24 protein-coding genes are annotated in these 25302 nt (G+C 71.7%); 10 read left to right on the top strand and 14 right to left on the bottom strand.

The genetic code is table 11. The features are described 5' to 3' along the window. The first annotated feature begins 150 nt into the window (after nucleotides 1-150). Together RAN62_RS25320 and RAN62_RS25315 are read left to right on the top strand one after the other, a co-directional pair. Nucleotides 151-1005: a DUF4394 domain-containing protein gene (locus RAN62_RS25320; protein ID WP_305787252.1), complete on the top strand. Its 855-nt coding sequence runs from the start codon at nucleotides 151-153 to the stop codon at nucleotides 1003-1005. A 292-nt stretch (nucleotides 1006-1297) separates the two neighbouring features. After that, complete coding sequence (locus RAN62_RS25315; RefSeq protein ID WP_305787251.1) at nucleotides 1298-1684, top strand: hypothetical protein; 387 nt, start codon at nucleotides 1298-1300, stop codon at nucleotides 1682-1684. Between the two features lie 134 nt (nucleotides 1685-1818). On the opposite strand, the gene RAN62_RS25310 is transcribed toward RAN62_RS25315, so the two are convergent. Beyond that, nucleotides 1819-2286: a cellulose binding domain-containing protein gene (locus RAN62_RS25310; RefSeq protein ID WP_305787250.1), complete on the bottom strand. Its 468-nt coding sequence runs from the start codon at nucleotides 2284-2286 to the stop codon at nucleotides 1819-1821. Nucleotides 2287-2351: 65 nt separating this feature from the next. Between RAN62_RS25310 and RAN62_RS25305 the strand changes: the two genes are divergently transcribed. Then, the gene (locus RAN62_RS25305; protein WP_305787249.1) at nucleotides 2352-5366 is read left to right on the top strand and encodes an AfsR/SARP family transcriptional regulator; all 3015 of its coding nucleotides are present in this window, start codon (nucleotides 2352-2354) and stop codon (nucleotides 5364-5366) included. Here RAN62_RS25305 and helR read toward each other — a convergent pair. Then, nucleotides 5356-7494: an RNA polymerase recycling motor ATPase HelR gene (helR, locus tag RAN62_RS25300; RefSeq protein ID WP_305787248.1), complete on the bottom strand. Its 2139-nt coding sequence runs from the start codon at nucleotides 7492-7494 to the stop codon at nucleotides 5356-5358. The genes RAN62_RS25305 and helR overlap by 11 nt on opposite strands. A 190-nt stretch (nucleotides 7495-7684) precedes the next feature. Here helR and RAN62_RS25295 point away from each other — a divergent pair, with 190 nt between their 5' ends. After that, a complete protein-coding gene (locus tag RAN62_RS25295) occupies nucleotides 7685-8935 on the top strand; it encodes a methyl-accepting chemotaxis protein (protein WP_305787247.1) in 1251 nt (416 codons plus the stop codon). 79 nt (nucleotides 8936-9014) lie between these two features. Continuing rightward, nucleotides 9015-9485, top strand: coding sequence for a DUF1707 SHOCT-like domain-containing protein (locus tag RAN62_RS25290; protein ID WP_305787246.1), 471 nt, complete (start codon nucleotides 9015-9017; stop codon nucleotides 9483-9485). A 13-nt stretch (nucleotides 9486-9498) separates the two neighbouring features. Here RAN62_RS25290 and RAN62_RS25285 read toward each other — a convergent pair whose 3' ends face one another. From RAN62_RS25285 to RAN62_RS25270, 4 genes are read right to left on the bottom strand one after another with little or no spacing between them, the layout of a single operon-like run. Then, the gene (locus RAN62_RS25285) at nucleotides 9499-10110 is read right to left on the bottom strand and encodes a hypothetical protein (protein WP_305787245.1); all 612 of its coding nucleotides are present in this window, start codon (nucleotides 10108-10110) and stop codon (nucleotides 9499-9501) included. Nucleotides 10111-10119: 9 nt separating this feature from the next. After that, nucleotides 10120-12378 (bottom strand): rhamnogalacturonan lyase, encoded by a 2259-nt coding sequence (locus tag RAN62_RS25280; protein WP_305787244.1) that lies wholly within the window; start codon nucleotides 12376-12378, stop codon nucleotides 10120-10122. Between the two features lie 22 nt (nucleotides 12379-12400). Beyond that, nucleotides 12401-13633 carry a hypothetical protein gene (locus RAN62_RS25275; RefSeq protein ID WP_305787243.1) on the bottom strand — a complete coding sequence of 411 codons (1233 nt, stop codon included), beginning with the start codon at nucleotides 13631-13633 and terminating at the stop codon, nucleotides 12401-12403. A 27-nt stretch (nucleotides 13634-13660) separates the two neighbouring features. Beyond that, nucleotides 13661-14635, bottom strand: coding sequence for a pectate lyase family protein (locus RAN62_RS25270; protein ID WP_305787242.1), 975 nt, complete (start codon nucleotides 14633-14635; stop codon nucleotides 13661-13663). Nucleotides 14636-14847: 212 nt separating this feature from the next. On the opposite strand from RAN62_RS25270, the gene RAN62_RS25265 reads away from it, so the two are divergent. Continuing rightward, nucleotides 14848-15237, top strand: coding sequence for an STAS domain-containing protein (locus RAN62_RS25265; protein ID WP_305787241.1), 390 nt, complete (start codon nucleotides 14848-14850; stop codon nucleotides 15235-15237). Nucleotides 15238-15339: 102 nt separating this feature from the next. Beyond that, a complete protein-coding gene (locus tag RAN62_RS25260) occupies nucleotides 15340-15843 on the top strand; it encodes a hypothetical protein (RefSeq protein WP_305787240.1) in 504 nt (167 codons plus the stop codon). A gap of 44 nt (nucleotides 15844-15887) precedes the next feature. Here RAN62_RS25260 and RAN62_RS25255 read toward each other — a convergent pair whose 3' ends face one another. After that, on the bottom strand, nucleotides 15888-16268 hold the full coding sequence (locus tag RAN62_RS25255) for a winged helix-turn-helix transcriptional regulator (protein WP_305787239.1): 381 nt from the start codon (nucleotides 16266-16268) through the stop codon (nucleotides 15888-15890). 84 nt (nucleotides 16269-16352) lie between these two features. On the opposite strand from RAN62_RS25255, the gene RAN62_RS25250 reads away from it, so the two are divergent. Then, nucleotides 16353-16808: a nuclear transport factor 2 family protein gene (locus RAN62_RS25250; protein ID WP_305787238.1), complete on the top strand. Its 456-nt coding sequence runs from the start codon at nucleotides 16353-16355 to the stop codon at nucleotides 16806-16808. Between the two features lies 1 nt (nucleotide 16809). Here the strand turns inward: RAN62_RS25250 and RAN62_RS25245 are convergent, their stop codons facing one another. The 4 genes from RAN62_RS25245 to RAN62_RS25230 are packed head-to-tail and all read right to left on the bottom strand — an operon-like array spanning nucleotide 16810 to nucleotide 19876. Then, complete coding sequence (locus RAN62_RS25245) at nucleotides 16810-17379, bottom strand: HD domain-containing protein (protein ID WP_305787237.1); 570 nt, start codon at nucleotides 17377-17379, stop codon at nucleotides 16810-16812. After that, nucleotides 17379-18506, bottom strand: coding sequence for a GDSL-type esterase/lipase family protein (locus RAN62_RS25240; RefSeq protein ID WP_305787236.1), 1128 nt, complete (start codon nucleotides 18504-18506; stop codon nucleotides 17379-17381). The genes RAN62_RS25245 and RAN62_RS25240 overlap by 1 nt, the downstream gene beginning before the upstream one ends. Nucleotide 18507: 1 nt before the next feature. Next, a complete protein-coding gene (locus RAN62_RS25235; protein ID WP_305787235.1) occupies nucleotides 18508-19074 on the bottom strand; it encodes a TetR/AcrR family transcriptional regulator in 567 nt (188 codons plus the stop codon). 52 nt (nucleotides 19075-19126) lie between these two features. Next, a complete protein-coding gene (locus tag RAN62_RS25230; protein ID WP_305787234.1) occupies nucleotides 19127-19876 on the bottom strand; it encodes an SDR family oxidoreductase in 750 nt (249 codons plus the stop codon). A 181-nt stretch (nucleotides 19877-20057) separates the two neighbouring features. Between RAN62_RS25230 and RAN62_RS25225 the strand changes: the two genes are divergently transcribed. Then, nucleotides 20058-20561, top strand: coding sequence for a sigma-70 family RNA polymerase sigma factor (locus RAN62_RS25225; RefSeq protein ID WP_305787233.1), 504 nt, complete (start codon nucleotides 20058-20060; stop codon nucleotides 20559-20561). Further along, a complete protein-coding gene (locus tag RAN62_RS25220) occupies nucleotides 20548-21216 on the top strand; it encodes a hypothetical protein (RefSeq protein ID WP_305787232.1) in 669 nt (222 codons plus the stop codon). Before RAN62_RS25225 ends, RAN62_RS25220 begins: the two co-directional genes overlap by 14 nt. A 20-nt stretch (nucleotides 21217-21236) precedes the next feature. Here RAN62_RS25220 and ctaD read toward each other — a convergent pair whose 3' ends face one another. Genes ctaD through RAN62_RS25205 form a run of 3 tightly spaced genes read right to left on the bottom strand, consistent with a single transcriptional unit; the run spans nucleotide 21237 to nucleotide 25244 of the window. Beyond that, nucleotides 21237-22985: an aa3-type cytochrome oxidase subunit I gene (gene ctaD / locus RAN62_RS25215; protein ID WP_305787231.1), complete on the bottom strand. Its 1749-nt coding sequence runs from the start codon at nucleotides 22983-22985 to the stop codon at nucleotides 21237-21239. A 45-nt stretch (nucleotides 22986-23030) separates the two neighbouring features. Then, a complete protein-coding gene (locus tag RAN62_RS25210) occupies nucleotides 23031-23951 on the bottom strand; it encodes a hypothetical protein (RefSeq protein WP_305787230.1) in 921 nt (306 codons plus the stop codon). 51 nt (nucleotides 23952-24002) lie between these two features. Next, the gene (locus tag RAN62_RS25205) at nucleotides 24003-25244 is read right to left on the bottom strand and encodes a PQQ-dependent sugar dehydrogenase (RefSeq protein ID WP_305787229.1); all 1242 of its coding nucleotides are present in this window, start codon (nucleotides 25242-25244) and stop codon (nucleotides 24003-24005) included. Nucleotides 25245-25302: the final 58 nt, after the last annotated feature.

The raw sequence follows: 25302 nt of genomic DNA, 5'->3' as shown, positions 1-25302 counted from the left end.
CCGCCTCGCGAAGCGTGTCAACGCGGCTTCGGCGGCTGCGAGGGCACCGCTCTCCCCCTATGTCGGACGTGTCCGGCGTCCAGTGTGGAACCAGTCGGCGTCCCGTGGGCCCTGCCACCGTGAGGTCACACCTTTGGGAGGGACACGGACATGACCAGCAGAATCAGGCGTATCGCCGCCACCGTCGGCGCGCTCGTCCTCACCACGGCGGGCGTCGTGGCCGGCACGGCGCAGAGCAGCTCGGCCGGCGGGACGGGGCTCCGGGCGTACGCGATCATGGCCAACGGCAAGCAGCTGTCCACCTTCACCGTCGACAAGCCCGACGAGCTCGACTGGGTCCGCAACGTGACCGGGCTGATCACCGACACCACGCTGATCGGGCTCGACTTCCGGGTCCAGGACGGCCAGCTCTACGGCGTCGGCAACAAGGGCGGCATCTACACGATCTCGATCACCAACGCCGGCGCGCTGACCAAGGTCTCGCAGCTGGCCGCCACGCTCACCGGCACCAACTTCGACATCGACTTCAACCCCGCGGCCAACCGGCTGCGCATCATCAGCGACACCGGTCAGAACCTGCGCCACAACCTCGACGACGGCACGACAGTCATCGATCCCACCTTCACGAGCCCGCCCACGTCCGGTACGACCACCGGGGTGACCGCGGCCGCGTACACCAACAACGACCTCAACGCCGACACCGCCACCACCCTGTTCGACCTCAACACCACCCTCGACCAGGTGGTCATCCAGTCCCCGGCCAACAACGGCACCCTGGCGGCGACCGGCGCCCTGGGCGTCGACGCCGGCCCGAACGCCGGCCTCGACATCTTCAGCACCCTGGTCAACGGCAAGACCACCACGGCGACGGCGTACGCGGTCTTCGTCCCCTACGGCGGCTTCAACAGCCTCTACAGCATCAACCTCCTCACCGGCGAGGCGTCCCTCGTCGGCGAGTTCCCGCTCGCGGTGTCCGACCTGGCCCTGTCCTTGACCGGCTACTGACCTATCGTTCAACCGAGCCCGCCCGGGCGATGTCGCCGGGGCGGGCTCGTCCCCCGTTCACCCGGTCAAGTCTTCCGTCAGCCAGTCGGATCTTGCTTCAGCCGGTCGAATCCTGCTTCGGCAGGTCGAGGAGCGGAACGGCACCACCCGCACGTAGTAGTCGCCGGCAGTCCTCGAGCGACCGGCACACCGAGCGCCGACAGGAAGCCGGCCAGCGCGTCGTCCGGGGTGCGGGGCCGGGCGGGATCGTATCCGCGCAGGTCGACGTGAGCTGCCCGTCCGGGAAGAAACCATGGCGCTCGGACGCTACGAGGAGCTGGCGCGTGTTCTGCGGCCGTTGGCCGAGGACGACCCCGGCGCCGGGCCGCTACTATCGTCCGCTCTCGCCCGGACCGTCGTGCCGCCACCGGCGCCTGGATCCGGGGCCATTCCCGCGATCGGCCCCGGAATCGGCTTCGGCACCGGGTCCGGGCCCGCCCAGTTGCCGGCCGGCACCGCGCATTTCATCGGCCGCGAGCGGAAGCTGGAGACGCTGGACTCCGCGCTCGGCGCCGGGAATCTCGCCGTCGTCACGGGCACCGGCGGGATCGGGAAGACCGCGCTCGCGGTGCACTGGGCGCAGCGCCGGAGACACCTCTTAGCACATACCGTCCCGAGTCGCCCGCAGAGTCCGCCATAGCGCGAGGCCTCGAAGCGACCGCGCGAAGCACCCCGACCGCACCCCCACTGCGCGGAGCGCTCCGACCGCACCGCCCGCCGCGTGAAGCACCCCGACCACACCCCCACGCGCAGAGTGCTCCGGCCGCGCGTTTTCTAACGCACCGAACAGCGGACGCCGTTGATGAAGAACTCGGCGGGCTCGGTGCTGGAATCGGTTCCTGTGCCCCGGAATTGCGGGAACGCCTGGGCGCCCTTGACGACCTCGCTGTTGTAGTCGAGGCTCACCGCGGTCAGCGCCTGGTCCTTGGTCGTCCAGTCGGCGTTCCAGCCCTCGACGAGGCGCTGGCCGGCGGGGAGGACGAAGTACAGCGTCCACGTCTTGATCGTGGCTTCGCCCGTGTTGGTGATGGTGATGTTCGACTGGAAGCCGCCAGAATTCCGGAACATCTCGTACTCGACCTGGCACGCATATTCCGCCGGCACCGCGGCAACGGAAGCAGGCGCCGCGGCAACGGAAGCGGTTGCTGCGACGGCGGACGCGGGCGCTGCGATGCCGGCCACCGGCACGGACGCGAGGGCGGCGGGCGCGAATACGAGGGCAGCGACGACGGTGTGGAGCACGGGCGGACCCTCCCCGTTCTTGTGATATTGCTTTTGTTCGATTTAGGGTTTCCGGGAGCAGAGTGGTGCGCCGCACTGGACGCGCACTGGACGGCGACTGGACGACGCCCGGGGGTGCGCAGGTGCGGATCCAGGTGCTGGGCCCGGTCCGGGTGTGGGCCGGCGACGGCCCGGTCGACCTGACCTCGCCCGGGCAGCGGGCCCTCCTCGGCCTCCTCGCGCTCGCCACCGGCCGGCCCGTCACGCAGCCCGAGCTGGTCGACTCGCTCTGGGGCGACCACCCGCCGCCCTCCGCCGCCAACGTCATCCAGACCCACGTCAAGCGTCTGCGCCGGCTGCTCGAACCGAACCGCCCGCCCCGCTCGCGCAGCGAGGTGCTCCCGCACATCGGCGACGGCTACGCGTTGCGGCCGGGCGCCGACGGCCTCGACCTGCTTCGTTTCCGCCGCCTGCTGGCCGAGGCGACCGAGGCCCAGCACCGGGGCGACGACCGGGCCGCCGCCGCGCTGCACGCCGAGGCGCTCGCCGAGTGGACCGGCGCGCCGCTGCTGGACGTACCCATGCTGGCGCAGCACCCGAAAGTTCTGGCCCTGCGCGAGGAGCATCGCGCCGCGCTCGGGCGTTACGGCGAGCTGCTGATCGCCCTGGGTCAGGCCCGGGAAGCGCTTCCAGCGTTGCAGGAGGCGGCGAACGAGCAGCCGCTGGACGAGGCCGGCCAGGCGCGCCTGATCCGGGCCCTCGCGGCGGCCGGCCGGCGGGCGGAGGCGTTCGCCGCTTTCCACGAGGCTCGCCGCCGGCTCGCCGACGAGCTGGGCGTCGATCCCGGCCCCGAGCTCGTCGCGGCGCACGAGACGGTGCTGCGCGAGACCAGCAACCCCACCCCTTCCCGCGTACGCGAAACGCCCGCCCAGCTGCCCGCCGACGTCCCCGCCTTCACCGGTCGCGACGAGGAGCTGGCCGTCCTCGACAAACTCCTCGAATCCGGATCGCCCGTCTCCGTCGTCGCGGGCACGGCCGGCGTGGGCAAAACCGCGCTCGCCGTCCACTGGGCGCACCGGGTGCGTAACGGTTTCCCGGACGGTCAGCTCTACGTCAATCTCCGGGGGTACGACGTGGAGCGCCCGATGCCGCCCGGCGAGGCCCTGGCCCGGTTCCTCCGCGCGCTCGGCGTGCCCGGCGCCGACGTCCCGGCCGACCTGGACGAGCGGGCCGCGCGCTACCGGAGCCTGCTCGACGGCCGGCACATGCTGCTGGTGCTGGACAACGCCGCAACCGTCGATCAGGTGCGCCCGCTGTTGCCCGGAACCGCGTCGTGCGTCGTTCTGGTGACCAGCCGGGACACGCTTCCAGGACTGGTCGCCCGGGACGGCGCCCGCCGGCTCGACCTGCGGCTGCTGCCCGCCGACGACGCGATGAGCCTGTTGCGCCGGCTGATCGGCGACCGGGTGAACGCCGACCGGGCAGCCGCGGCCGACCTGATCGCCCGGTGCGCGTGCCTGCCGCTGGCGTTGCGCGTGGCCGCCGAGCTGGCCGCGGCGCGCCCCGACGTGCCCCTGGCCGCCCTGGTCGCCGAGCTCGCCGACGAAGCACGCCGGCTGGACCTGCTGGCGGCCGGCGGCGACCCGCGCACGGGTGTCCGCGCGGTGTTCTCCTGGTCCTACCAGCAGCTCACCCCGGCGGCGGCACGCGCCTTCCGGCTGGTCGGGCTGCACCCCGGCGCCGACTTCGACGACCACGCCGTCGCCGCCCTGCTCGACACCAGCGTGACGGAGGCCCGCCGGCTGCTGACAACGCTGTCCCGGGCCCATCTGGTGCAGCAGACCGCCCCCGACAGATACACCCAGCACGACCTGCTCCGCGCCTACGCGCGTGAGCTGGCAACAGACCAAGAGACCGCAGACCACCGAAACGCCGACGACGGACGCGCACTGGACCGGCTGGCCGACGCGTGGCTGTTCACCGCCGGCGCCGCCATGGACGTCCTGCACCCCGCCGAACGCCATCGCCGCGACGCCCTGGCCCGCCCGGCGACGGCCCTCCCCCTGATCGGCAGCGCCGAGGCAGCACTGTCCTGGTTGGACGCCGAGCGCGCCAACCTCGTCGCTCTCGTCGCCCACTGCGCCACGACCCGCCCCCGGCACGCCGTCCGGCTCACGATCACCCTGCTGCGCTACCTGGAGAGTGCTGGGCACCACGCCGAGGCGACGACCATGCACGCGTACGCCCTCCAAGCCGCGCAGCAGCTCGGTGACCCGGCCGCGGAGGCGCACCTGCTGACCAACATGGCCGTGGCCGAGGTGCAGCAGGGGCACTACGAGCCGGCCGCCGATCTGCTGCGCCGGGCGGTCGAGCTGGCCCGGTCCTGCGGGGACAGCGCCGTGGAGGCCCGCGCGCTCGGCAACCTCGGCCACATCGACCAGGGTCAGGGCCGCTACGCCGACGCGGCCCGCCGGCTGGAGCAAGCCCTGGAACTGTGCCGGCACGCGGGTGACAGCGCCGGTGAGGCCCGCGCGCTCGGCAACCTCGGCCAGGTCTACCAGCGCCAGGGCCGCCACGACGAGGCGGCGCGGCACCTCCGGGCGGCGATCCGGATCTGCCGCCGGATCGCGGACGGTCCCGGCGAGGGGTACGCGCTGATCAGTCTCGGCCATGTCGCCCGCGCGCAGGGCTCCGACGAGGAGGCGGAGCGGTGGCATCGCGAGGCCCTGCGGCTCTTCCGGCGTACCAGTGAAAGGGCTGGTGAGGCCCTCGCGCTGGACGGGATCGGGTCGGTGACCCACGACGCGGGCTGCCTGCGCGAGGCGGTCGCGATCCTGCACGGGATCGGCGAGCGGTCCGGGGAGGCCCGGGCGACCAACAGCCTCGGCGAGGTGCTGACGGCCACGGACCGCCCGGCGGAGGCGCGCAACCGGCACCGAGCGGCGCTCACGCTCGCCGTCGCGACCGGCGACCGGTACGAGCAGGCGCGCGCCCACGCGGGACTGGCCGCCGCCGCGCGGGCCCTGGCCGAGCCGGCCGCCGCGGGCACGCACACTCGGGCGGCTGACCACTTGTGGACAACCCTGGGCCTCAGCCGGTGAGGATCACCAGCTGCTGGGTCGCCCGGGTCATGGCGACGTAACGGTCCACGGCGCCCTCGACGCCCGTACCGAAATCGCCGGGGTTGACCAGCACGACCAGGTCGAACTCGAGTCCCTTGGCCAGCTCGGGCCGCAGCGACCGGATCCGGTCGGTCCCCGCGAACGTGGGGTCACCGATCACGCAGGCGATGCCCTCGCCCTCGGCGTGCGCAGCGAGCCAGGTGTCGAGGATCGCCGGCAGCTCGGCGACGCGGCCCCGGGCGACGGGAACGCCGCTGCTCCGGATGGAGGTGGGCACGTTGGCGTCCGGCAGTGCGGCCCGGATGACCGGCGCGGCTTCGTCCATGACCTCGGACGGCGTCCGATAGTTGATCGTCAGCCGCGACAGCGCGATCCGGTCGAGCCCGATCCGCCGCAGCCGCTCCTCCCACGACTCGGTGAACCCGTGCCGGGCCTGCGCGCGGTCGCCCACGATGGTAAAGCTGCGCGACGGGCAGCGCGCCAGCAGCATCTGCCACCCGGCGTCGGTCAGCTCCTGCGCCTCGTCCACGACGACGTGCGCGAACGGGCCCGCGAGCCGGTCCGGGTCCGCGGCCGGCAACGCGCCGCCCTGCGCCAGCACGTCCTGCAGGTCGGCCTGGCGCAGCATCGTCATCAGTCCCTCCCCGTCGTCGTACGTATGGGAGGCGATCAGGTCGTCGATCACCGTCGCCATGCGCTCGCGGTGGGCGGCCACGGCGGCGGTCTGCCGGCGCTTCTGCCGCTCGGCCTCGGGGTCTCCGAGCCGCTGCCGGGCCGCGTCGAGCAGCGGCAGATCGGCGGTGGTCCAGGCCCGCGGATCGGCCCGCTGCAGCTTACGTACGTCATCCGCGCCGAGCCACGGTGCGCACTTACGTAAGTAAGCCGGTACGGACCAGAGGTCAGCGATCACGTCGGCCGCTGTCAGTAACGGCCACGCCCGGGTGAACGCCACCCGCAGCTCCCGGTGGCGCCGCAGTTCCGCCGGGTCGATGTCCTCGTCCTTGTCGGCCAGGATCGCGATCAGCTCCTCCCACACCTCCTCGCGAGCCTCGTTGTGCGGCGTCCCGGGCCCGGGCGCGGCGAAAGCCTCGGCCCAGTCGCCCGCCGTCACCCGCACGTCACCGGTCTCCGTCTCGACCGCCATCCCCGTGGCCGGTGGCTCCTCGTAGAACCGGACGGCCGCCTCGATCGCCCGCACCATCTGGGCGGACGCCTTGAGCCGCGCCACCTCCGGATCGGGCTCGGGCCGCGTCGAGGCGCCCTCGGGCACCAGGTCGCGCAGGGTGCACGTCTGCACGTCCTCCTCGCCGAGGCTGGGCAGGACGTCGGCGATGTAGGTGAGGTACGGCTGGTGCGGGCCCACGACCAGGACGCCGCCGCGGCGCTCGCCCAGGCGCGGGTCGGAGTAGAGCAGATACGCCGTCCGGTGCAGGGCGACGACCGTCTTGCCGGTGCCGGGGCCGCCGTCGACCACGAGGGCGCCCCCGGAACCCGCCCGGATGATCGCGTCCTGGTCGGCCTGCAACGTACCCAGCACGTCGCGCATGCGGGCCGAGCGGGAACTGCCCAGGCCGGCCACGAACGCGGACTGGTCGTCGAGCGCGGCAGCATGCCCGTCGAGCCCCTCCGCGGTGAACACCTCGTCCCAGTAGTCGGTGATCCGGCCGCGCGTCCACCGGTAGCGGCGCCGGCTCACCAGCCCGCGCGGGTCGGCGTGCGTCGCGGCGAAGAACGGCTCCGCCGCCGGTGAGCGCCAGTCGACCAGCAGCCGCCGGCCGTCGGTCGCGGTGAGCCCGAGCCGGCCGATGTAGACGGGCTCACTGCCGTCCGCGCCGTCCATGCGGCCCAGGCAGAGATCCAGACTGAAACGACGCAGCGTACGCAGGCGGGCGGTCAGCCGTTGCACCTCCTCGTCCCGGTCCACCGCCTGCCGTCCCTTGCCGGCCGGCGCCTTGCGGGCCTGTTCCAGCCGTTCGGACAGGTCGGCGACGGTCTCCTCCAAGCTCGCGGCCATGGTGGCGAAGTGCTGCTCGTCCCGGGCGATGAGCCCCGGCCCGGCCTTGGCGGCGAGCCGTTCGGGCAGGTCGAACGCGGTGATGGTGTCCATGGTGCAAATCCCCCGTTTAGCCAGGAACCCGGCTTCGACCAGTGATTGTGCGCCCCGACCCGGGTCTTGCGGCAAGCCCCCCGGTGCGATATAGGTTAAAAAGGGCAGGGGAAACCTTCATCGCCCGGCTCGCGTGCCGATCACCGCGAGCATGTCGGAACATTCGTGGCGACTGCCGCGTGGCGCACGCTTGACCCCGGAGTCCTTCGAGGCCCGGCACGCCATCCTGCAGGGGCTGCTCTGGGCGCACGTACCCGCGCTGTTGCTGTTGGGTCTGCTCGGACCGCGACCCGCCGCCGAGGCCGCGGTGTGCGCCGGTGTCACCGCCGTGCTCGCCGCGGCCGGCCGCGTCGCGAGCACCCCGGGCGCGCGGTCCGCGCTCACGAGCCTGGGCCTGATCGGCACGTCGTTCGCCGCGATCCAGCTCTCCGGCGGCATGACCGCCATGCACCTGCACCTGTTCGGCATCCTGGTCTTCGTCGCGCTCTACCAGCAGTGGGCGCCGCTGCTCGGCACGGTCGGGCTGGTCGTCGTCCACCACGGCGTGCTCGGGCTCGTCGAGCCGCAGCTGGTCTTCGGCGAGCACCTGCACACCACGGCGATGCTGGTCGGCATGGTCGCCCTGCACGCGGGCTGCGTCGCGCTGGAGGTGGCCGGGATCCTGGTCTTCTGGCACTTCGCGGAGGTCTCCGAGCGCGAGGCGCGCGCCTCGGCCGAGGCCGCCGAGCGGGCCCGCGAGCAGCAGGCCGACACCGAGCGGCAGGCCCAGCTGCGCGAGGCGGAGGCCGCCCGGACGCTCGCCGAGCGGAACGCCGGCCGGTCCCGTCAGATCGCCGCCGACGCCGCCACGGTCGCCGGCGGGGCCCGCGAGGCGATCGCCGCGGTCGCCGCCGTGGACGCCGAGCTGGCCGCCCTCACCGCCGCCGTGCACACCATCGCCGAACGGTCCTCGCACGCGGCCGGCATCGCCGCGTCCGGCGAGGAGGCCGCGCGGGAGGCCACCCGGCGCATCGACAGCCTCGAACACTCGGTGACCGAGATCGCCGAGGTCAACGGCATGATCGCCCAGCTCGCCGGGCAGACCAACCTGCTCTCGCTCAACGCCACCATCGAGGCCGCCCGCGCCGGCGACCTGGGCAAGGGCTTCGCCGTCGTGGCCGGCGAGGTGAAGAAGCTGGCCACCGAGACGTCCGAGTCGGCCGGCCGCGTCGGCACGGTCGTCGACGCGATCGTGGCGCAGACCGGCGCCGTGGCGGGCGGCTTCGCCTCGACGGCCGCGACGGTCTCGGAGATCACCCAGGTCCAGGTGGACATCGCCGCGTCGGTCGAGGAGCAGGCCGCCGTCCTGGCCGAGGTGACCCGCCAGCTCGCGGCCGCGTCACAAGCCGCCCGGGCCGTCCTGACCGGGCTCGACGAGTTGACCGCGCACGCCTCCGCGTAGGACCTCGTCCCCCGCCCGTGCGGGCGGTCGCACCGGTCCTGCCATGGTCTTCCCGGGCGGGCCCCGGTAACCTGCGTCGATGACCGACGTCAGCCACGTACGCGTCTCGGACGCCGATCGGAACAGCGTGATCGTCCGCCTGCAGGACGCGACGGCCGAGGGGCGCCTGAGCCTGGACGAGCTGGACGACCGCATCGCGGCCGCGCTGGCCGCCCGGACCTGGGCCGACCTCGACCCGCTGGTCGGCGATCTGCCCGCCGCGCCCGAGCCCGAGGCCGAGCTCGAGGAGTCCGGCGAGTACGAGCCGGTGCCGCCCCTGGCCCTGGTCGGCGCGGTGCTCACGGCCATGATCGGCGCGCTGGCCGTGCCGGTCAGCTTCGGCTCCGCCTGGGGGCCGGCGATGGGCATCGTCGCGACGCTGCTCGGCACCCTCGTCCTGCTGGCGCCGGGCGAGCTGAACCTCGTCGGCCGGTGGGCGGTCGTCATCGGCATGGGCCTCGGCCTGATGCCCGTCTTCTTCTTCATCGCGATCTTCCTGGCCGCCGCCTGACCGCTCCGCCGGGTCACTCGTAGATCTGGCCCAGGACGGCCAGGGCGCAAAGATCGGCCCAGGTCAGCTCGGTCCGGTTGGTCAGCGCGGCCGGATGCGTCAGCCCCGCCTCGACGTAGCTGGCCGGATGGAAGTTGTACCACCACTCCCCCGTCGCCCGGACAGCCCCGGCCGGACGCGGAATGCGGGTGCCGAGACTGGCGTACGCACCGAGTTCCTGCAGGTCGGCGAGGTCGGCCAGCTGGGAGAGCAGCAAAGAGCGCCAGTCCGCGTACGAGGCCTCGTCGTTCTCCGGATACGCGGCGCGGCGCCACGACGGCGGCAGGGCGGGCGGCTCGGCGGTGGCGGCGGCCGCGTAGAGGGCGGCGACGGTGTCGAGGTCGAGCGACGGGCAGACGGCGAGCGGGCCGGCGGCGTGCAGCAGCGCCCGCAGGTACGTCTCGAGGGGCCGGCCGGCCTTCTCGGCGCGCTCCACATCGGTGAGCATGCGCTCGGCCAGTGCGGCGGCGGTGACGCAGGCCGGACCCGGTGGCCCCGGCGGTCCCTCGACGGGAAACACCCGGCCGGTAGCGGCGGCCCGGACGAGGGCGGCCGCCAGTGCCTCGATGCGGTCCTCGGACGACATATGTTCACTCTATGGCGTCACGCGGGACCAGTCCGTGTCGGAGGCCAGGTGAAAGCCCGGGTAGGAGGGCTGGTTGTACGTCGTCTGCTGCCGGGCGACCTCGGCGCGGTACTGCGGATCGTGCATGAGCGTGAACAGCTTGTGCGTCGTGACCTCGGTACTGACGTAGATACGTACGGCTGCGCTGTCGGCCGTGCGTACCAGCAGCTCCTCCCGCCAGTCGCCGAGGATGTCGGCCACCAGGCCGGGGTTGCCCTTCGTGCCGTTGTTGGTGCGCGTGCCCTCGGCGGTCAGCAGTGTGCCCCGGCGCCAGTCGTTGATCGTGGGCGTGACGTCGCCCGCGCCGTCGACGACCTGGGTGGTGAGATCGGCGGCCCAGCGGATGCTCTGATTCGTCCCGGGAATCGGTCCCAGAAGAACCTCACCCCGCGCCGTGTGGATGCCCAGCGCCTCCGAGCCGCCCGGCAGGCTCGCCCACGACTCGATGCCACGCACCTCCGGCAGCACGTCGCCGATCATGCCGCGGCCGGTGTCGCGCCCCGAATAAGTGCCGAAAAGGACCTCACCCGTGGCGGCGTCGCGCATGGCCATGCCGTACGGGGCCATGGTCGCGTTCTCGTGCACGGTGAAGATCTCCAGCCCCGGCCGGTCCGGGTCGATGTCCGTGACGTGCATGGCGTCGCCGTGACCGAGCCGGACCCGTTGCCCCGGGGCGGCACTGCCCTCCGGCAGCACCCCGAACGAGGAGTAGAGCAGGCTGCCGTCGTCATCGATCGTGGCGGACCCGTACACGATTTCCTGGCGCCCGTCGCCGTCCACGTCCGCGGCGCTGAGCGAATGGAAGCCCTGAGTGGTGAGCGTGGCGAACTCCGGATCGGTGCCGTCACGCCCGTGCGGGGTGTCGTTGAACGGGTTCGTCATGGGCACCCAGCCGCTGTCCACATACCACTGCCGGGTCAGCGTGTGCCCGTTCCAGCCGTAGGTCACGAGCGTGGACCGGGTGTAATAGCCCCGGGCGAAGACCGCACTCGGATGGCGGCCGTCGAGATAGGCGACCCCGGCCAGGAACCGGTCGACGCGGTTGGCGGGCTCGATTCGCGGCATCGCATAGTCGCCCCACATGAGGCCGTCGTCGTGCCGCCCCGGCTCGTACGGAATCGTCTGCAACTCGCGGCCGGTCGCGCCCCGGAAGACGGTCAGATATTCCGGCCCGTCGACGATGAATCCCTCGAACGCGCGCAGATTGTTCCGGGAACTGCGGGCCGGCGCGTAGACATCGATGAAATAGTCCGCGAGCGCTTCGGCGTCGGCCCGATTCAAGGGGTACGCGTACCGCGGCTCGATGCCGAACGCCTGCTCCAGCGTCGCGGGCCACCGGCCGGCCACCACCTCGGGATGCCGCTGCCAGCCCTGGAACATGCTCACGACGTGCTCGTGATAGCCGGCGGCACTCAGGCGATAGTCGTCGGTGTGCGCGTATCCGGCCCGGACATCGCCCCGCGGCATGGTGACGAAGCGCCCCGAGCCGTCCCGCGTGCCCGGAGCGGTCTTCATCATGACCTCGGCCCGCCCGTCCCCGTCGAAGTCGTACACCAGGAACTGCGTGTAATGCGCCCCCGCCCGGATGTTGACCCCGAGATCGATGCGCCAGAGCAGGGTGCCGTCGAGTTCATACGCGTCGACGTACACCTGACCGGTGTAGCCCACCTGCGACACGTCCTTGGAATTGGACGGGTCCCATTTGACGATGTACTCGTACTGCCCGTCCCCGTCGACATCCCCGACACTCATGTCGTTCGCCGAATACGAATAGGCCTCCCCCGCCGGCGTCACCCCGTCGGCCGGCTTCCGCAACGGCAAGTCGTAGTGCCCGCCACTCCACGGCCGGGTTCCTCCCGCCCGGCCGGCTCCCACGGCGAGTGAGCCACTCCCGGCGGCGGCAACGCGGTACCCCGCCGTGCCCGAGGCGCCCTGGTCGAGATAGTTCGTGCTGTCGGTGACCGTCGCGATCCGCCGCCCGTCGCGATAGACGTGGAAGGCGGCGCTCGTCAGACCCGTCGCCGAGGAACCGGTCACCTCGTGGCGCAGGAGCCGCCAGCTCAGGAAGTTGCCCTCGCTGGTGGCCACCACGACCAGCCCACGATCCAGCCGTTCCAGCTGTGCCCCACCGGTTCCCGAGTTCTGACGCACGGTGGAACCGATTCCCGCGGTGGGGCCGCCGACGGTCGTGGCGAGCAGGACGGCCATCGCGGCGACGAAGGTTTTCATGGCCGGCTCTCTCTTTCCGCGGTCAGCACCAGGTGAGGGTCGAGTTGGTCCGGGTCACGTTGCTGATGGTGTTGTTGCTGCCCGTGCACGGGCTCCAGGTGATGTTCGTGTTGGAGACTGACAAGTTCTGGAACCGGATCCCGGACGACGGCGCGAACTCGGTGCGCGCCGCGATCCGCAGTTCGCCGCCGCCGCTGACCGTGCCGGAGACGCCGGCGATCGTGACGTTGTGACAGTTCTCGACCAGGACCGAGTTGTTGCCGGTGTTCGCGATGTCGACCCGGTCGACGGTGGCGCCGCCGCTCTCCGAGACGCAGAAGATGCCCCGGCCGCCACCGCGGGCCCGGACCGTACCCACCTTGATGTTCTGGGGATAGGCGTCGCCGACCCGGCCGTTGCGGTTGGCCATCCGGAACGCCGCGTAACCGGTTCCCGTTCCGGCGTTCTCGGCGTCGACGGTGCCCACCGTGGCGTTGATGGTCTGGTTCAGCAGCAGGCCCGACTCGCCGACGCTCCGCGCGGTCACCGTGCCGACCGTGATGCCGTCCACGCCGTACGTCTCCATGGCGTGCGAGCTCGCCCCCTGCACGTACACGGAGTCCACCCGCACGTTGCGCGTCCACTGGCTCGTGTCGCCCCGATTGTCGATCCGCACGCCGAGCCCCGCCCCGAGCCGCATGTCGATCTGCCCGAGCCACACGTTGGCCACGTTGCGCAGGAAGATGCCGTACACCGGCGTGCCCGTGACATTCAGATACGGGACCTCGATGGTGCTGACCCCGCGCCCGTAGACCGGGGCATAGTCGCCGCTGCCGGAACCGGTCACATTGATCGTTCCGCAAACCGACAACGAGGTGTAGCTCGCCAGCGAGATCCGGCTGCCCGCACTCATCGATCCGTTGCCCCGCACCACAACCCGCTGGATGCTCGTCCGCCCCGCCGTCAGACTGCCGATTCCCGCCTGCACCGCCGCCCGGAAGTCCGTGCCGCTGTAAACGGTGCTCCCCGAGCTGTTCCGCGCGGTCCAGGTGCTGCCGCTGACGGTCACTTCCGACTGGTACGTCCCCGCGCCGCACGCCTCCGCCGCCGGCGAACCCACTGGCGCCGCCACAGTTCGAGCGGCGGGCCCCTCGGCGTCCTCCGCGGCGGTCTGGGCACTTGCCTGCTGAACACCGGTCGCCACGGCGGCCGCCGTGGTGAGCAACGCGGTGGCGGTCAGGGCAGCCCGCCGGAGACGGGACGGGTGCGAGATCATGCGATCACCTCTCGGTGCGACATGGGGTCAGAGCTTTCCGGCGCCCGCGCCCGACTGGACCAGAGCGGGAACGGCTGCAGGGGCGTCGAGGGTGTAGGCGTACCAGGTCGACGGCTCGACCACCGTGCCGCCCGCTTCGCAGGGTCCGGAACTGCCGAAAACGTTGCCGCGCTGCACCAGACGCCCCGGGGCGCTGTCGGCATAGCCACCGACCGAGAAACACGGGTACGGCACCCCGGAGAAGTTGTTGCCCTCGACGAGCACGCCGGCGTTCATCGTGGACGCGACTCCGTAGAGCTCGTTGCCCCGGAACCAGTTGTTGTAGACGTGCACCGGTTCGCCGAAGCGCACTCGCGGGTGGCGCTGACGGGACCCGTCGAACCAGTTGTGATGGATGCTCACCTTGAGGTGTCCGATGTCGGTGGACGCGGCGCCGTCCGAGTGGCCGATCAGCATGCTCTTGTCCGTACCGGCGAAGTGGTTCCAGGAAACGGTCACGTAGTCGGCGCCGCGCACGATGTCGACGGATCCGTCCACCGGCCGGACGAAGGTGTTGTGGTCGATCCAGATGTGGTGCGACTCCTGCCCGATGTTGAGGGCGTCGTCCTCCGCGTCGGTGAACGTCACGTTGCGCACGATGACGTTGGACGACCGGTAGAAGTCGAATCCGCCACCCGTGACGACCGCGTTCACGCCGAGGCCGATGATCGACTTGTCCGGGCGTACACCCTGCTTGCTCGTGATGGCAATCGTGCCGCTCACCTGGATGATCAGCGGGCCCACAGTGTCGATCGCGGTGAGCAGCTCGTCGGTGGTGTCCACGGTGACGGTCGCCCCGCCGGCGCCCCCGGTGGTGCCGCCCAGCCCGAGCGCCGCCACGGAAGCGAAGCCGTCGGGCGAGGAAGAAGCTGCCTGAGCGAAATCGTCGGGCGCCGGGGCCGCGGGCCGGGGTGCGGCGAGCATGGCCGCCACCAGGATCGGTACGGGCAGGATCCCGCGCATGGCATGCCTCCTTCGCTTCGTCCCCGAACGTAGGCGTACGCATTGATGACAGTCAATGAAAAGGCGTGTGCAGGATGTTTGCAGGGCGTGGCACCACGGGAGAAGGAGTTCCGGCCCGGCGGGGACAACTCGGCGGGAACATCACTCGATCACTCGGCGCCGCGCGGCGATCCGGGTGGCACGATGGGCGAGCGCACGCATAGGGGTGTTTCATGACGCAGTCTTTCGCCGTACGCCGGCACGACGCCGGTGGCGGGGTCGCTCATCTCGTCGTGGTCGGCGAGATCGACGCGGAGACCAGTGAGGTTCTGCTGGCCCTCATCGCCAACGCCGCCGGCCGGCCGGGCACCGCCGAGCTGGTCGTCGACCTGAGGAGGGTCGGCTTCCTCGACGCGGCCGGCGCCCGGGCCCTGCTCCGCGGCGCGGACGCGGTGGATCGGCACGGTGTCGGCTATCGGCTGGCCAACCCGGGCGGGTCGGTGCGGCGCGTGCTCGAGGTGGCCGGCGTGACCGCGCAGGTGCCCGTCGTCGACCTGCTGCCCGGGCGGGCGCCGGACTGCCCGGCGGAGGAGACGCCGTTTGCGGTCCAGCCGGGCGGGTAGCCATCGGGCTGCCGATCAGGGGCCGCCGTAACACTCGTCTCCCTGGTCACCAGTCCCGGCGACCCGGGCCACCCGGCGCCGCGGGGTGCTTAACCTGAGGCCATGCCGTACGTACCAGCCCGCGACGGCCGGAAGAACCGCAGGTCATCCGGCCGGGCCCCCGCCGTCCCCATCAGCCTCGACGACATGCACGGCCACCGTGTCGGCGTCCTCGAACTGCCGCACCACATGGCGCCCGGGCATCGCAGCCGGCGTCGCTTCGACCTCGACGACCCGGCTCAGCTCCGGCTCGCGTACCAGTCGGTGCTGTGCGAGGCCGCCGACTGCTGTGAGATCAACGACCTGCTGAACCCGGGTACGCTGCGCCGGGTCTGGCGCAGCCTGCACCTGCCCGGCAAGGTCCGCGCCGCCTGGGAGTCCCGGCACCCGGCGCTGGAGAACGGCGCGGCGAAGGCCACGGCCGCCCGCGGCAACGGAATCTTCGCCGAGGACGTCGTCGCCGCGCGCATGGGCGGTGACCGCCTCCCGCGCGGCTGTGTGCCCGCGTCCACCGGCCAGATCACCGGCCGCCAGATGATCGCCGCCCGCACCAACTCGACCCGCTGAGCCGGCCCGCAGTCACTCCCGCCGTCATTCGCTCCGAAGGCGGACTACGACGAGGAAGAGGGCGATCCGGACGGCTGCAGATGCGCCTCCGCCCACAGAGTGAGCGCGGCCAGCGCCGGCCGGATCGCCCCGCCGTGCTCCGTCACCTCGTATCGCACCCGGACCGGCCGCCCGTCGAGCACCGTCCGCGTCACGAGCCCGAGCTCGCCCAGCTCCACGAGCCGCTCGTTGAGGATCCGGTCGCTGATCCCGGGAATCGCCCGCTTGAGGTCGCTGAAGAACACCGGCCCCTGCAGCAGCGTGCTCAGCACCAGGCCGCTCCAGCGCTTGCCGAGCAGCGTCATCACCCGCGACAACGGCTCGCTCAGGGTCTCGCAGGGATCCCCGGCAGCCGAACCCGCGACGACGGAGTCGCCCCTTGACATCACGAGCCCACCCACTTACTTTTTACTAGTCGCTTCCGAAAGAGAAGCAACGCATCACCGTCTAGTGACAAGGATGCCACGGGCATGCCCACTCTCGAGCAACGGATCCAGCGCCTCGAAGACCGCGCGGCGATCATCGACACCGTCATCACCTACGCCACGTCGATCGACAGTGCCGACTGGTCCGCGTACGCGGGGATCCTCACCGACCCGGTCCACGTCGACTTCTCCGAGGCCGGCCTGCCCGCCGCCGACTTTCCCCGCGATCAGTTCGTCGGCATGGCCGCTGGGCTGCTCGAGGCCTGGGACGCCCGTCAGCACCTCAGCCCCAACCACCGCGTCACCTTCGACGACACCGACCCCGACCGCGCCGTCTGCTTCTCCTACATGTACGCGCAGCACCACATGAAGAACGGCGACCTCTACCTGATGCGCGGCTCGTACGACCACCACCTGCTCCGCACCCCCGACGGCTGGAAGATCGAGCGCGTCGTCCAGCACGTCAGCTGGCTCGAAGGCGACCCGAACCCTAAGCCGTGACTCAGGTGATGGCGTGACCGTGCTCGGCGGCGAGGCCACGGAGGTCCGGCTCGCCATAGCGGGTGATCAGGGCGGTGAAGGCCGCCACCTTGTCCGGCCCGAAGCGCGCGACCGACCGGCTGTAGGTGGCGGCGGAGAGGAGGACCGGCGGGGTGGTCTTGCTGTGGAACTTGTCGGCGTACATCACGAGGCGTTCTTCCTCGGTCCGGGCCACGTAGTCGCCCGGCGGCAGCGGGAGGTGCTGGGTCACGATGTCGGCGCGCGTGATGCCCACGCCGGTGTGGCAGGAGCAGAAGCGGCACAGTTCCTCGGGCAGGCCGGCCGTGCGCAGCAGCTCGTGGCCCAGCAGCCCGTGCCGGATGTAGGCGTCGCCCGGGCCGAGCCGGTGGACGCCGATGTCGTGCAGCAGTGCCCCGGCTCGGACCAGCGCCGGGTCGGCACCGGCGGGCAGCAGCTGCGCGGCGATGGCGGCCACGATCCGGCAGTGCGTCCACACCAGGTAGAAGGCCGCCGGGCTGGGCGCGAAACGCTCGTGCAGCGCCCGGATCTCGTCGTCGGAGGGAATTTCCACTACTCGGCCCCGAAGGCCAGCTCGGCGAAGCGGGCGCCGACGCGCAGGTGCGTGGCGGCGTCGGGGTGCAGGCGGTCGGGCAGAGGCAGCTCGTCGTGGTCGCGCTCGCCATAGAGGTCGAGCCCGTCGACGTAGGACAGCATCGGATCGGCACGGTCGGCGACGATCCGGGTCAGCTCGTCGCGGATCACCCGCAGGGTGAGCTTGCCCGGGCCCGGCGACCCGGCCGCCACGAACTCGATCCGGCCGGCCCGCAGCGCGTCCACGTCGAAGGCGCCCGGGCCCGGCGTGTCCTCGAAGGCCGGACAGTAGAGCGGCGAGATCACCACCAGCGGCGCCGCCGGGTGACCGTCGCGGATCGTGTCGAGGAAGCCGTGGACCGCGGGCGTGAAGGCGCGCAGCCGCATCACGTCGGTGTTGACGAGGTTGATGCCGATCTCGACGCTGATCAGATCGGCCGGAGCGTCCCGCATGGTGCGCGCGGTGAAGGGGTCGAGCAGCGCGCTCCCGCCGAGCCCCAGATTGATCAGCTCGAAGCCCCGCGCGGCGGCGGCCACGGCGGGCCACGTGACGGACGGGCCCGCGGCGTCGCTGCCCTGGCTGATCGAGCTGCCGTGGTGCAGCCACACCGGACGGCCGGGGTCCGGGGCGGGTTCGACCGGCGCATCCGTCCGCAATCCGACCAGCTCGGTCGTCTCGTTGTGCGGCAGCCAGATCTCGACCGTCTTCGGCCCGTCCGTGAGCCCGGCGAACGTGACCGTGCCGGGGGCGCCGGCGACGCGCGACGACGAACCCGTGGCAAGGTCGATGCGGACGACGTCGCCCCCGTCCACGTGACCGGTCGCGGTCAGCCGCCCGTCGACGACCAGGTCGTAGCGCCCGTCCGGACGGGGCGCCAGCCCCGCGAACACGCGCTTGGTCGGCACGGTCTCCAGCTCGACCGTCGTGGCGCGGGTGCGGAAGACCACCCGTACGCCGGAAGGTTGCGCCTCGACCAGGGCCAGCTGCGGGTCCGGGGTCTGCGCCCGGGCCCAGGCGGGCAACCGGTGCGGAAGCAGGCCGCGCTCGGTGCGTTCCAGTTCCCGAGCCCCGCGTACGAGCTCAGCAGTGATCGGTGTCGAGTGCATGTCAGACCGGCCAATGGCGGAGAAGGGCGTCCAAGGCGTCGAGCGCCCGGGACCAGGATCGTTGCGTGTCGGGCGCGCTGTGCTCGAAGCCGCCGGCCTGTTCCAGGCTCACGTAACCGTGGATCGCCGCACCGAGCAGCCGCACGGCATGGGTCTGCTCCTCGCCGGACAGGTCGTAACCGCGCAGCACCGCCCGGAGCAGCTGGCTGTGGCGCGGGGCGGCACTGGCGGCCGCCGTCTCGTGGTCGAGCCGCAGCCGGGTGGCGTCGTAGCGCCCGGGGTGCTCGCGGGCGTAGTCGCGGTAGACGTTCGCCAGCGCGACCAGCGCGTCCTTGCCCGCCCGGCCGGCGACCGCCTCGGCGGCCCGGTCGGCGAGCTCCTCGAACGCGAGCAGCGCCACCCGGGTGCGCAGATCCTGGGAGCCGCGCACGTGGGCATAGAGGCTCGGCACCTTGACGCCGAAGTGGCGGGCCAGCTCCGACACCGTCAGCGTCTCGAAGCCGCCCTGGTCGGCCAGGTCGGCGGCGGCTCGCACCACCCGCTCCGTCGTCAACCCGGCCCGCACCATGACAGCCATTATGCAATTGCCTACAACTATTAGGCAAGTCGACGGCGAGCCCTCAGACCTGGCTGGCCCCGCCGTCCACGTAGATCTCCGCGCCGGTCATGTAGCTGCTCGACCCGGAGGCGAGGAAGAGCACCGCGTCGGCGATCTCCTCCGGCCGGCCGAGCCGGTCCATCGGCACCCCGGCCGCGAGCCCCTTGAGCAGCTGCTCGGCCGCCTCGGCGTCGGGCGCGAGACCGCTGAGCCCCGGCGTCCCGATCGGCCCGGGGGCGATGGTGTTGACCCGGATGCCCCGGCCGACCAGCTCCGCCGCCCAGCTGCGGGCGAAGGAGCGCAGCGCGGCCTTGCTCGCGGCGTAGACGCTGAACGAGCCGGCGCCCTTCACATCGATGTTGGAGCTGGTCAAAATCACCGACGCCCCGCGGTTGAGCAGCGGCAGCGCCTTCTGCACGGTGAAAAGGGTGCCGCCGACGTTGGTGTTGAACGTGTCGGCGTAGTGCTGCCAGGTGATGGCCTCCAGCGCGGAGAACTCCCCGCCGCCGGCGTTGGCGAACAGGACGTCCAGCCCCTGCCCGCGCTCCCCGATCTGCGCGTACACGCGGTCGAGGTCCTCGAGGCTCGCCACGTCGGCGCGGATGCCGGCCGCGTTGACCCCGATGCTCGCCACCGCGGCGTCGAGGGCCTCCTGGCGGCGGCCGGTCACGAAGACGTACGCGCCCTCGGCCGCCAGCTTGCGGGCCGCGGCCCGGCCGATGCCCGCCGTACCCCCGGTGACCAGGGCCGTCTTGCCGTCGAGCTGTCCCATGCTGCGCTCCTCAGTTTTGTGTATCGCTCGGTACGCAAAGGAACGCTACCCCTCCGTTCCGCATTTCTGTACCGATAGGTAAAGTGATCACGGTCACAGGCGGCAACCGGATACTGAAGCCGGGCGTCATCCCGCGACACTGATCGGCCGGCCCCGCCGCGGCGGGGGGAAGGACACGACCTTGCCGGACTTCGAGGACTTCTATCGCGCCTCCTCGGCCCGCGTGCTCGGCCACCTGTACGTGATGACGGGCAACCGCGCCGAGGCGGAGGATGCGGTCGCCGAGGCCTACGCCCGCGCGTGGCAGCGCTGGAGCACGGTGTCGCAGGCCGACAGCCCCGAGGCCTGGGTACGCCGCGTCGCCTCCCGCATCGCCATCAGCGGCTGGCGCAAGGCCGTCACCCGGCTGCGCGCCCACCACCGCGACACGACCGACCTGGTCCTGGAGGGCCTCAGCCCCGACCACGTCGCCCTCATGACGGCGTTGCGCGGCATCTCGGCCGTGCTGCGCCGGGACATCGTGCTGCACTACCTGGCCGGGCTCTCCGTGGCCGAGATCGCCGCCGAGACCGGCACCCCGAGCGGGACCGTGAAGGCCCGCCTCTCCCGCGGCCGCAAGGCGCTGGCCGCCCTGCTCGACGACGCCGGCTTCGACGAAGGACGTGTGACCCGTGCCCGAGCCTGACCTGCACCACGACCTCGCCGCCCTCGCCGCGCACGGCAGCCGCGTCCTCCGCCCCCGCCCGGTCGCCGAGATCATCGACCGCGGCCGCCGGCGCCGCCGCCACCAGCGCATCGCCGGGACGACGGGCCTGGCCGCCGCCGTCCTCGGCATCGCCGGCGGCGCCGCCCTGCTCACCGGTGGCCACCCCGAGACCGTCGCCCCGGCCGCGCCGCCCGCCGTCAGCGCCACCGAGAGTCCCGCCCCCAGCCTCGGCCCGCTGCCCGGCGACGTCCTGCGCGGCCGGAAGGCGGTGACCCTGCGCACGACCGACGACGCCCCGATCGTCGCCGGCTATGACGACGACGACCGGGTGATCGTCGAGGAGGTGGAGGGCAAGGACCAGGACCGGCGCAACCGCTGGTTCCTGCGCCCCGCCGGGACGAAACTCCAGCTCGTCCAGGTCACCCGGCGCCCGGGCGGCGAGGTGTGCGCGACCGAGGAGGACAACGCCCTGCGCATCCGGATCTGCGCCGCGGACGACAAGCACCAGCAGTTCACGCTGGCCGAGGGAGAGGGCGCCTGGGTGCTCGAGCAGGACGGCGTCCCCGTCGGCCGCGACACGGACGACGGCCTGGTCACCGCGGACGGCACCCCGCTGTCCTTCACCGTCGGCTGACACCCGGCCGGCCCGGGCGGTCAGTCGTCGGAGCGGTCCTCGGGATAGGTGGCGCCGCCGTGGGACTCGCTGGAGAGGGGACGGGCGCCACCCTCGGGCGGGCCGGCCACGCTCTGCGCGCCCGCGGCGAGCTGCGGGAACTTGGCGTCGAAGGCCGGGCGCTCCGAGCGTACGCGGGGCATGCGGTCGAAGTTGCGCAGCGGGGGCGGGCAGGACGTGGCCCACTCCAGCGAGTTGCCGTGGCCCCACGGGTCGTCGACGGTGACCAGGGTGCCGACGCGGTAGGCCTTCCAGACGTTGTAGAGGAAGAACAGCGTGGACAGGCCGAGGACGAACGAGCCGACGGTCGAGATCATGTTGAGCGTGGTGAAGCCGTCGCTGGGCAGATAGTCGGCGTAGCGGCGGGGCATGCCCTCGGCACCGAGCCAGTGCTGCACCAGGAATGTCGCGTGGAAGCCCACGAAGGTCAGCCAGAAGTGGACCTTGCCGAGCCGGTCGTCGAGCATCCGGCCGGTCATCTTCGGGAACCAGAAGTAGATGCCCGCGAAGACCGCAAAGACGATCGTGCCGAAGAGCACGTAGTGGAAGTGCGCGACGACGAAGTAGGTGTCGTGGACATGGAAGTCGATCGGGGGCGCCGCGAGCAGCACGCCGCTCAGGCCGCCGAGCACGAAGGTGACCATGAAGCCGAGCGCGAAGAGCATCGGCGTCTCGAAGCTGAGCTGGCCGCGCCACATCGTGCCGATCCAGACGAAGAACTTCATGCCCGTCGGTACGGCGATCAGGAAGCTGAGCAGGCTGAAGAACGGCAGCAGCACCTGGCCGGTGCCGAACATGTGGTGGGCCCAGACGGTGAACGACAGCGCGGTGATGAGCAGCGTCGCGGCGACCAGTCCCTTGTAGCCGAAGACGGGCTTGCGGCTGAAGACCGGGATGACCTCGGTGATGATGCCGAAGAACGGCAGCGCGACGATGTAGACCTCGGGGTGGCCGAAGAACCAGAAGAGGTGCTGCCACAGCAGCGGCCCGTTGGTGTCGACGTCGAAGACGTGGGCGCCGAGGATCCGGTCGGCGGCCAGGGCGAAGAGCGCCGCCGCCAGGAACGGGAAGACGGTGATCACCAGGACCATGGTCAGCAGGATGTTCCAGGTGAAGATCGGCATGCGGAACATGGTCATGCCCGGCGCGCGCAGCGTGAGGATCGTCGTGATGATGTTGACGCCGCCGAGGATCGTGCCGAGCCCGGAGATGGCCAGGCCGACGACCCACATGTTGCCGCCGACACCCGGGCTGTGCGTCGAGTCGCTGAGCGGGGCGTAGGCGGTCCAGCCGAAGTCGGCGGCGCCGCCCGGCACCAGGAAGCCACCCAGGGCGATCGAGCCGCCGAAGAGATAGAGCCAGTACGCGAAGGCGTTGAGCCGCGGGAACGCCACGTCCGGCGCGCCGATCTGCAGCGGGATGATGTAGTTCGCGAAAGCGAACACGATCGGGGTGGCGAAGAGCAGCAGCATGATCGTGCCGTGCATGGTGAACAGCATGTTGTACTGCTCGGGCGACAGGATCTGCATGCCCGGACGGGCCAGCTCGGCGCGCATGATCAGCGCCATCACCCCGCCGATCAGGAAGAACCCGAACGACGTCGTCAGGTACATCAGGCCGATCTGCTTCGCGTCGGTGGTGCGCAGGGTCCGGGCCAGCGCCGAGCCGCGCACCTGGCGGCGCACCGGCCAGGGACGCGTCTGCACGGGACGGGGTGCGGTCGCCGTCATGGGGAGCCTCCACGGGAAGTCGGACCCGTGGAGGTACCGTAACCGCTACTCGCCCAATTTATCGAGGTCGATCTTGTGCGCGTCCTCCGGAGCGGTGATCGTGGCCCCGGTGGTCACCTCGACGCGCACCGCCGAGCGCCCGGTGGCACCCTCGACGAACTGCAGGATGTCCACCTCGGCGGCGGTGAACTTGCCGTCGTGCACCCACAGGTCGATGACGACCGGCTTGTCCTGCGGCGCCCTCTCCTTGGCCAGCTCGCTGCCGGCCGCCGGGCTCACCGTCTTGAGGAGCCGCTGCAGCTCCGCGTACGCCTCCCCGGTCGACGACGTGACGATCAGGTGCTCCTCGTCGGCGCCGTCGCGGGTGATCTGTGCGCCTTCGAGCAGGTTCGTGGCGCTCTTCCGCACCTCGGCGAGCGTCTTCGCGGCGTCCGGGTCCTCGGCGGGCACGCCGGTGAAGGCGCCGGACAAGGCGGCCGCCTCCTGGGGATCCACGGACACCCACTGCCCGTCGAAGAGCGGCGCCAGCTCGGGCGTCTCCTTGCGCTGGCTGGTCACGTCCTTGGTGCCGCCGAATTTCGCGGCCAGCTCGTCGACCGGCGCCTTGGCGTAGAGCAGACCGTCGACCGTCCGGATCTCCGTGCCGCCGACGCCGTCGATCGTGGCCGTGATCGAGCTGCGGTCGTCCTCGGCGCCCGCCCCGGCCTTGTCGTACGCGATGGTGATCGAGGAATTCGCCACCTGGGCGACGCCCTCGCTGTCCTCGCCCTTCGCCTTGAGCGCGGCGATCAGGTCATCGGTGCCGGCCAGCTTGACGGTGAAGCCGGCCTGCTGGGCCTCGGACAGGTGCTGCGCGGCCTCACGGAGCTCCAGCTTGGGCTCCAGGGCGCGGACCTGCTCCCCGGCGCAGCCGCCGGCGGTCAGGAGGGCGGCGCCGACGGTCGCGCCGATCAGTAAACGCTTCATGAGTGGGGGTCCCCGTTTCGTCGATTGCCCCGCCCATGCTGCAACCCCGGGTCAACCGGTGGTCACCCGATAGATGGCACCGGCGAGGTCGTCGCTCACGTAGAGCGCCTTGTCCGGCCCCTCGACGGCCATCACCGGCCGCCCCCAGCGGGAACCGTCCTCGAGCTGGAAACCGGTGAGCAACGTCTGCTGCGGCCCCACCCCACCGTCACGCCAGGCGAAGAACGACACCTCCGGCGGGCGCGGCGGCTTGCGGTTCCATGACCCGTGTACGCCGACGAGCGCGCCCAGCCCGTACGACCCGGCCGTCCCGAAGCTCAGGCCCAGCGGCGCCGAGTGCGCGCCCATCCCCTGCTCCACGGTCGGCAGGGCGCCGCAGTCGAGCTTCGTGCCGTCGGGGTTCAGCTGCACGTCGCGAACGAAGGCACGCCCCTGGTCGGGATCGGGATTGCAGTACGGCCACCCGAGGTCCCGCCCCTCGGTCAGTTTGGCCAGCGGCTCCAGCGGGTGGTCGTTGACGTACTCGGTGCGGACCTCGCCGTTCTCGTCCGCGATGTTGTCCCGGTTGTTGACGGCCGTCCACACGGCGCCGTCCGGGTCGACGGCCAGTCCCGTGCCGTTGCGGACGCCGCGGGCGAACGTGCTCGTCGTCCCGTCGTCGTTGACTTTCAGGATGGTCGCGCGCTCGGGCTTCGCCTCCCGGTCCTCGGCGGAGACGTTGCCGGTCGAGCCGACGGAGACGTACACCGTGCCGTCCTGGCCGACCGTCACGCTCTTGAGCGCGTGGGCGTAGGCACCGCGCAGCTCGGGGCTCTTGTCGTCGGGCAGGCCGGCGGCGACGACCTGTTTGCCCGACAGCGTCCCGGACTTGTAGGTGAAGCGGTCGACCTGATCGCTTTCGGCCACGTACAAGGTGTCGCCGGTGAACGCGAGGCCGTGCGGCTGGTTGAGGCCCTCGACCAGCGTGCGTTGCGTAGGGGCGGCGGCGCCGGGCGTCAGCTCGACGACGTCGCCGGACTTGGGCCGCGAGACCAGCAGGGTGCCGGCCGGGGTCCAGGCGAGCAGGCGGGCGGCGGGGACCCGGGCCCAGACGGTGACCGTCCAGCCGGGCGGCGCCAGCAGCGTTCTCTTTTTCTCGAAGGGCGCCGCATCCGTGCCGGCGAGCGTCCGCACTGTCGTGGCAGCCAGGGGCAGGTCACCGGCCGGCGACGGCACCGGGCCGACCGGCGTGGCGCTGGTGGCGGAGCATCCGGCCAGGAGGAGGGCCGCCGCCGCGCCCAGGACTCTCTTCATGCGGCATTTGTACCCGCCGGCGAGCGCAAACAAATCGATCATGGCCGGTTGACTTTGT

Source organism: Symbioplanes lichenis (assembly GCF_030709675.1).
Classification (GTDB): Bacteria; Actinomycetota; Actinomycetes; order Mycobacteriales; family Micromonosporaceae; genus Actinoplanes; species Actinoplanes lichenis.
The sequence above is the reverse complement of the archived record's forward strand: the minus strand, read 5'-3'. Positions and strand labels throughout refer to the sequence as shown.

What these genes read in the sequence shown, in the direction of transcription:
- RAN62_RS25320 (WP_305787252.1), top strand. Translation starts at nt 151, where the DNA reads ATGACCAGCAGAATCAGGCGTATCGCCGCCACCGTCGGCGCGCTCGTC.
- RAN62_RS25315 (WP_305787251.1), top strand. Translation starts at nt 1,298, where the DNA reads ATGGCGCTCGGACGCTACGAGGAGCTGGCGCGTGTTCTGCGGCCGTTG.
- helR (WP_305787248.1), bottom strand. Translation starts at nt 7,494, where the DNA reads ATGGACACCATCACCGCGTTCGACCTGCCCGAACGGCTCGCCGCCAAG.
- RAN62_RS25290 (WP_305787246.1), top strand. Translation starts at nt 9,015, where the DNA reads ATGACCGACGTCAGCCACGTACGCGTCTCGGACGCCGATCGGAACAGC.
- RAN62_RS25285 (WP_305787245.1), bottom strand. Translation starts at nt 10,110, where the DNA reads ATGTCGTCCGAGGACCGCATCGAGGCACTGGCGGCCGCCCTCGTCCGG.
- RAN62_RS25280 (WP_305787244.1), bottom strand. Translation starts at nt 12,378, where the DNA reads ATGAAAACCTTCGTCGCCGCGATGGCCGTCCTGCTCGCCACGACCGTC.
- RAN62_RS25275 (WP_305787243.1), bottom strand. Translation starts at nt 13,633, where the DNA reads ATGATCTCGCACCCGTCCCGTCTCCGGCGGGCTGCCCTGACCGCCACC.
- RAN62_RS25270 (WP_305787242.1), bottom strand. Translation starts at nt 14,635, where the DNA reads ATGCGCGGGATCCTGCCCGTACCGATCCTGGTGGCGGCCATGCTCGCC.
- RAN62_RS25265 (WP_305787241.1), top strand. Translation starts at nt 14,848, where the DNA reads ATGACGCAGTCTTTCGCCGTACGCCGGCACGACGCCGGTGGCGGGGTC.
- RAN62_RS25260 (WP_305787240.1), top strand. Translation starts at nt 15,340, where the DNA reads ATGCCGTACGTACCAGCCCGCGACGGCCGGAAGAACCGCAGGTCATCC.
- RAN62_RS25255 (WP_305787239.1), bottom strand. Translation starts at nt 16,268, where the DNA reads ATGTCAAGGGGCGACTCCGTCGTCGCGGGTTCGGCTGCCGGGGATCCC.
- RAN62_RS25250 (WP_305787238.1), top strand. Translation starts at nt 16,353, where the DNA reads ATGCCCACTCTCGAGCAACGGATCCAGCGCCTCGAAGACCGCGCGGCG.
- RAN62_RS25240 (WP_305787236.1), bottom strand. Translation starts at nt 18,506, where the DNA reads ATGCACTCGACACCGATCACTGCTGAGCTCGTACGCGGGGCTCGGGAA.
- RAN62_RS25235 (WP_305787235.1), bottom strand. Translation starts at nt 19,074, where the DNA reads ATGGTGCGGGCCGGGTTGACGACGGAGCGGGTGGTGCGAGCCGCCGCC.
- RAN62_RS25230 (WP_305787234.1), bottom strand. Translation starts at nt 19,876, where the DNA reads ATGGGACAGCTCGACGGCAAGACGGCCCTGGTCACCGGGGGTACGGCG.
- ctaD (WP_305787231.1), bottom strand. Translation starts at nt 22,985, where the DNA reads ATGACGGCGACCGCACCCCGTCCCGTGCAGACGCGTCCCTGGCCGGTG.
- RAN62_RS25210 (WP_305787230.1), bottom strand. Translation starts at nt 23,951, where the DNA reads ATGAAGCGTTTACTGATCGGCGCGACCGTCGGCGCCGCCCTCCTGACC.
- RAN62_RS25205 (WP_305787229.1), bottom strand. Translation starts at nt 25,244, where the DNA reads ATGAAGAGAGTCCTGGGCGCGGCGGCGGCCCTCCTCCTGGCCGGATGC.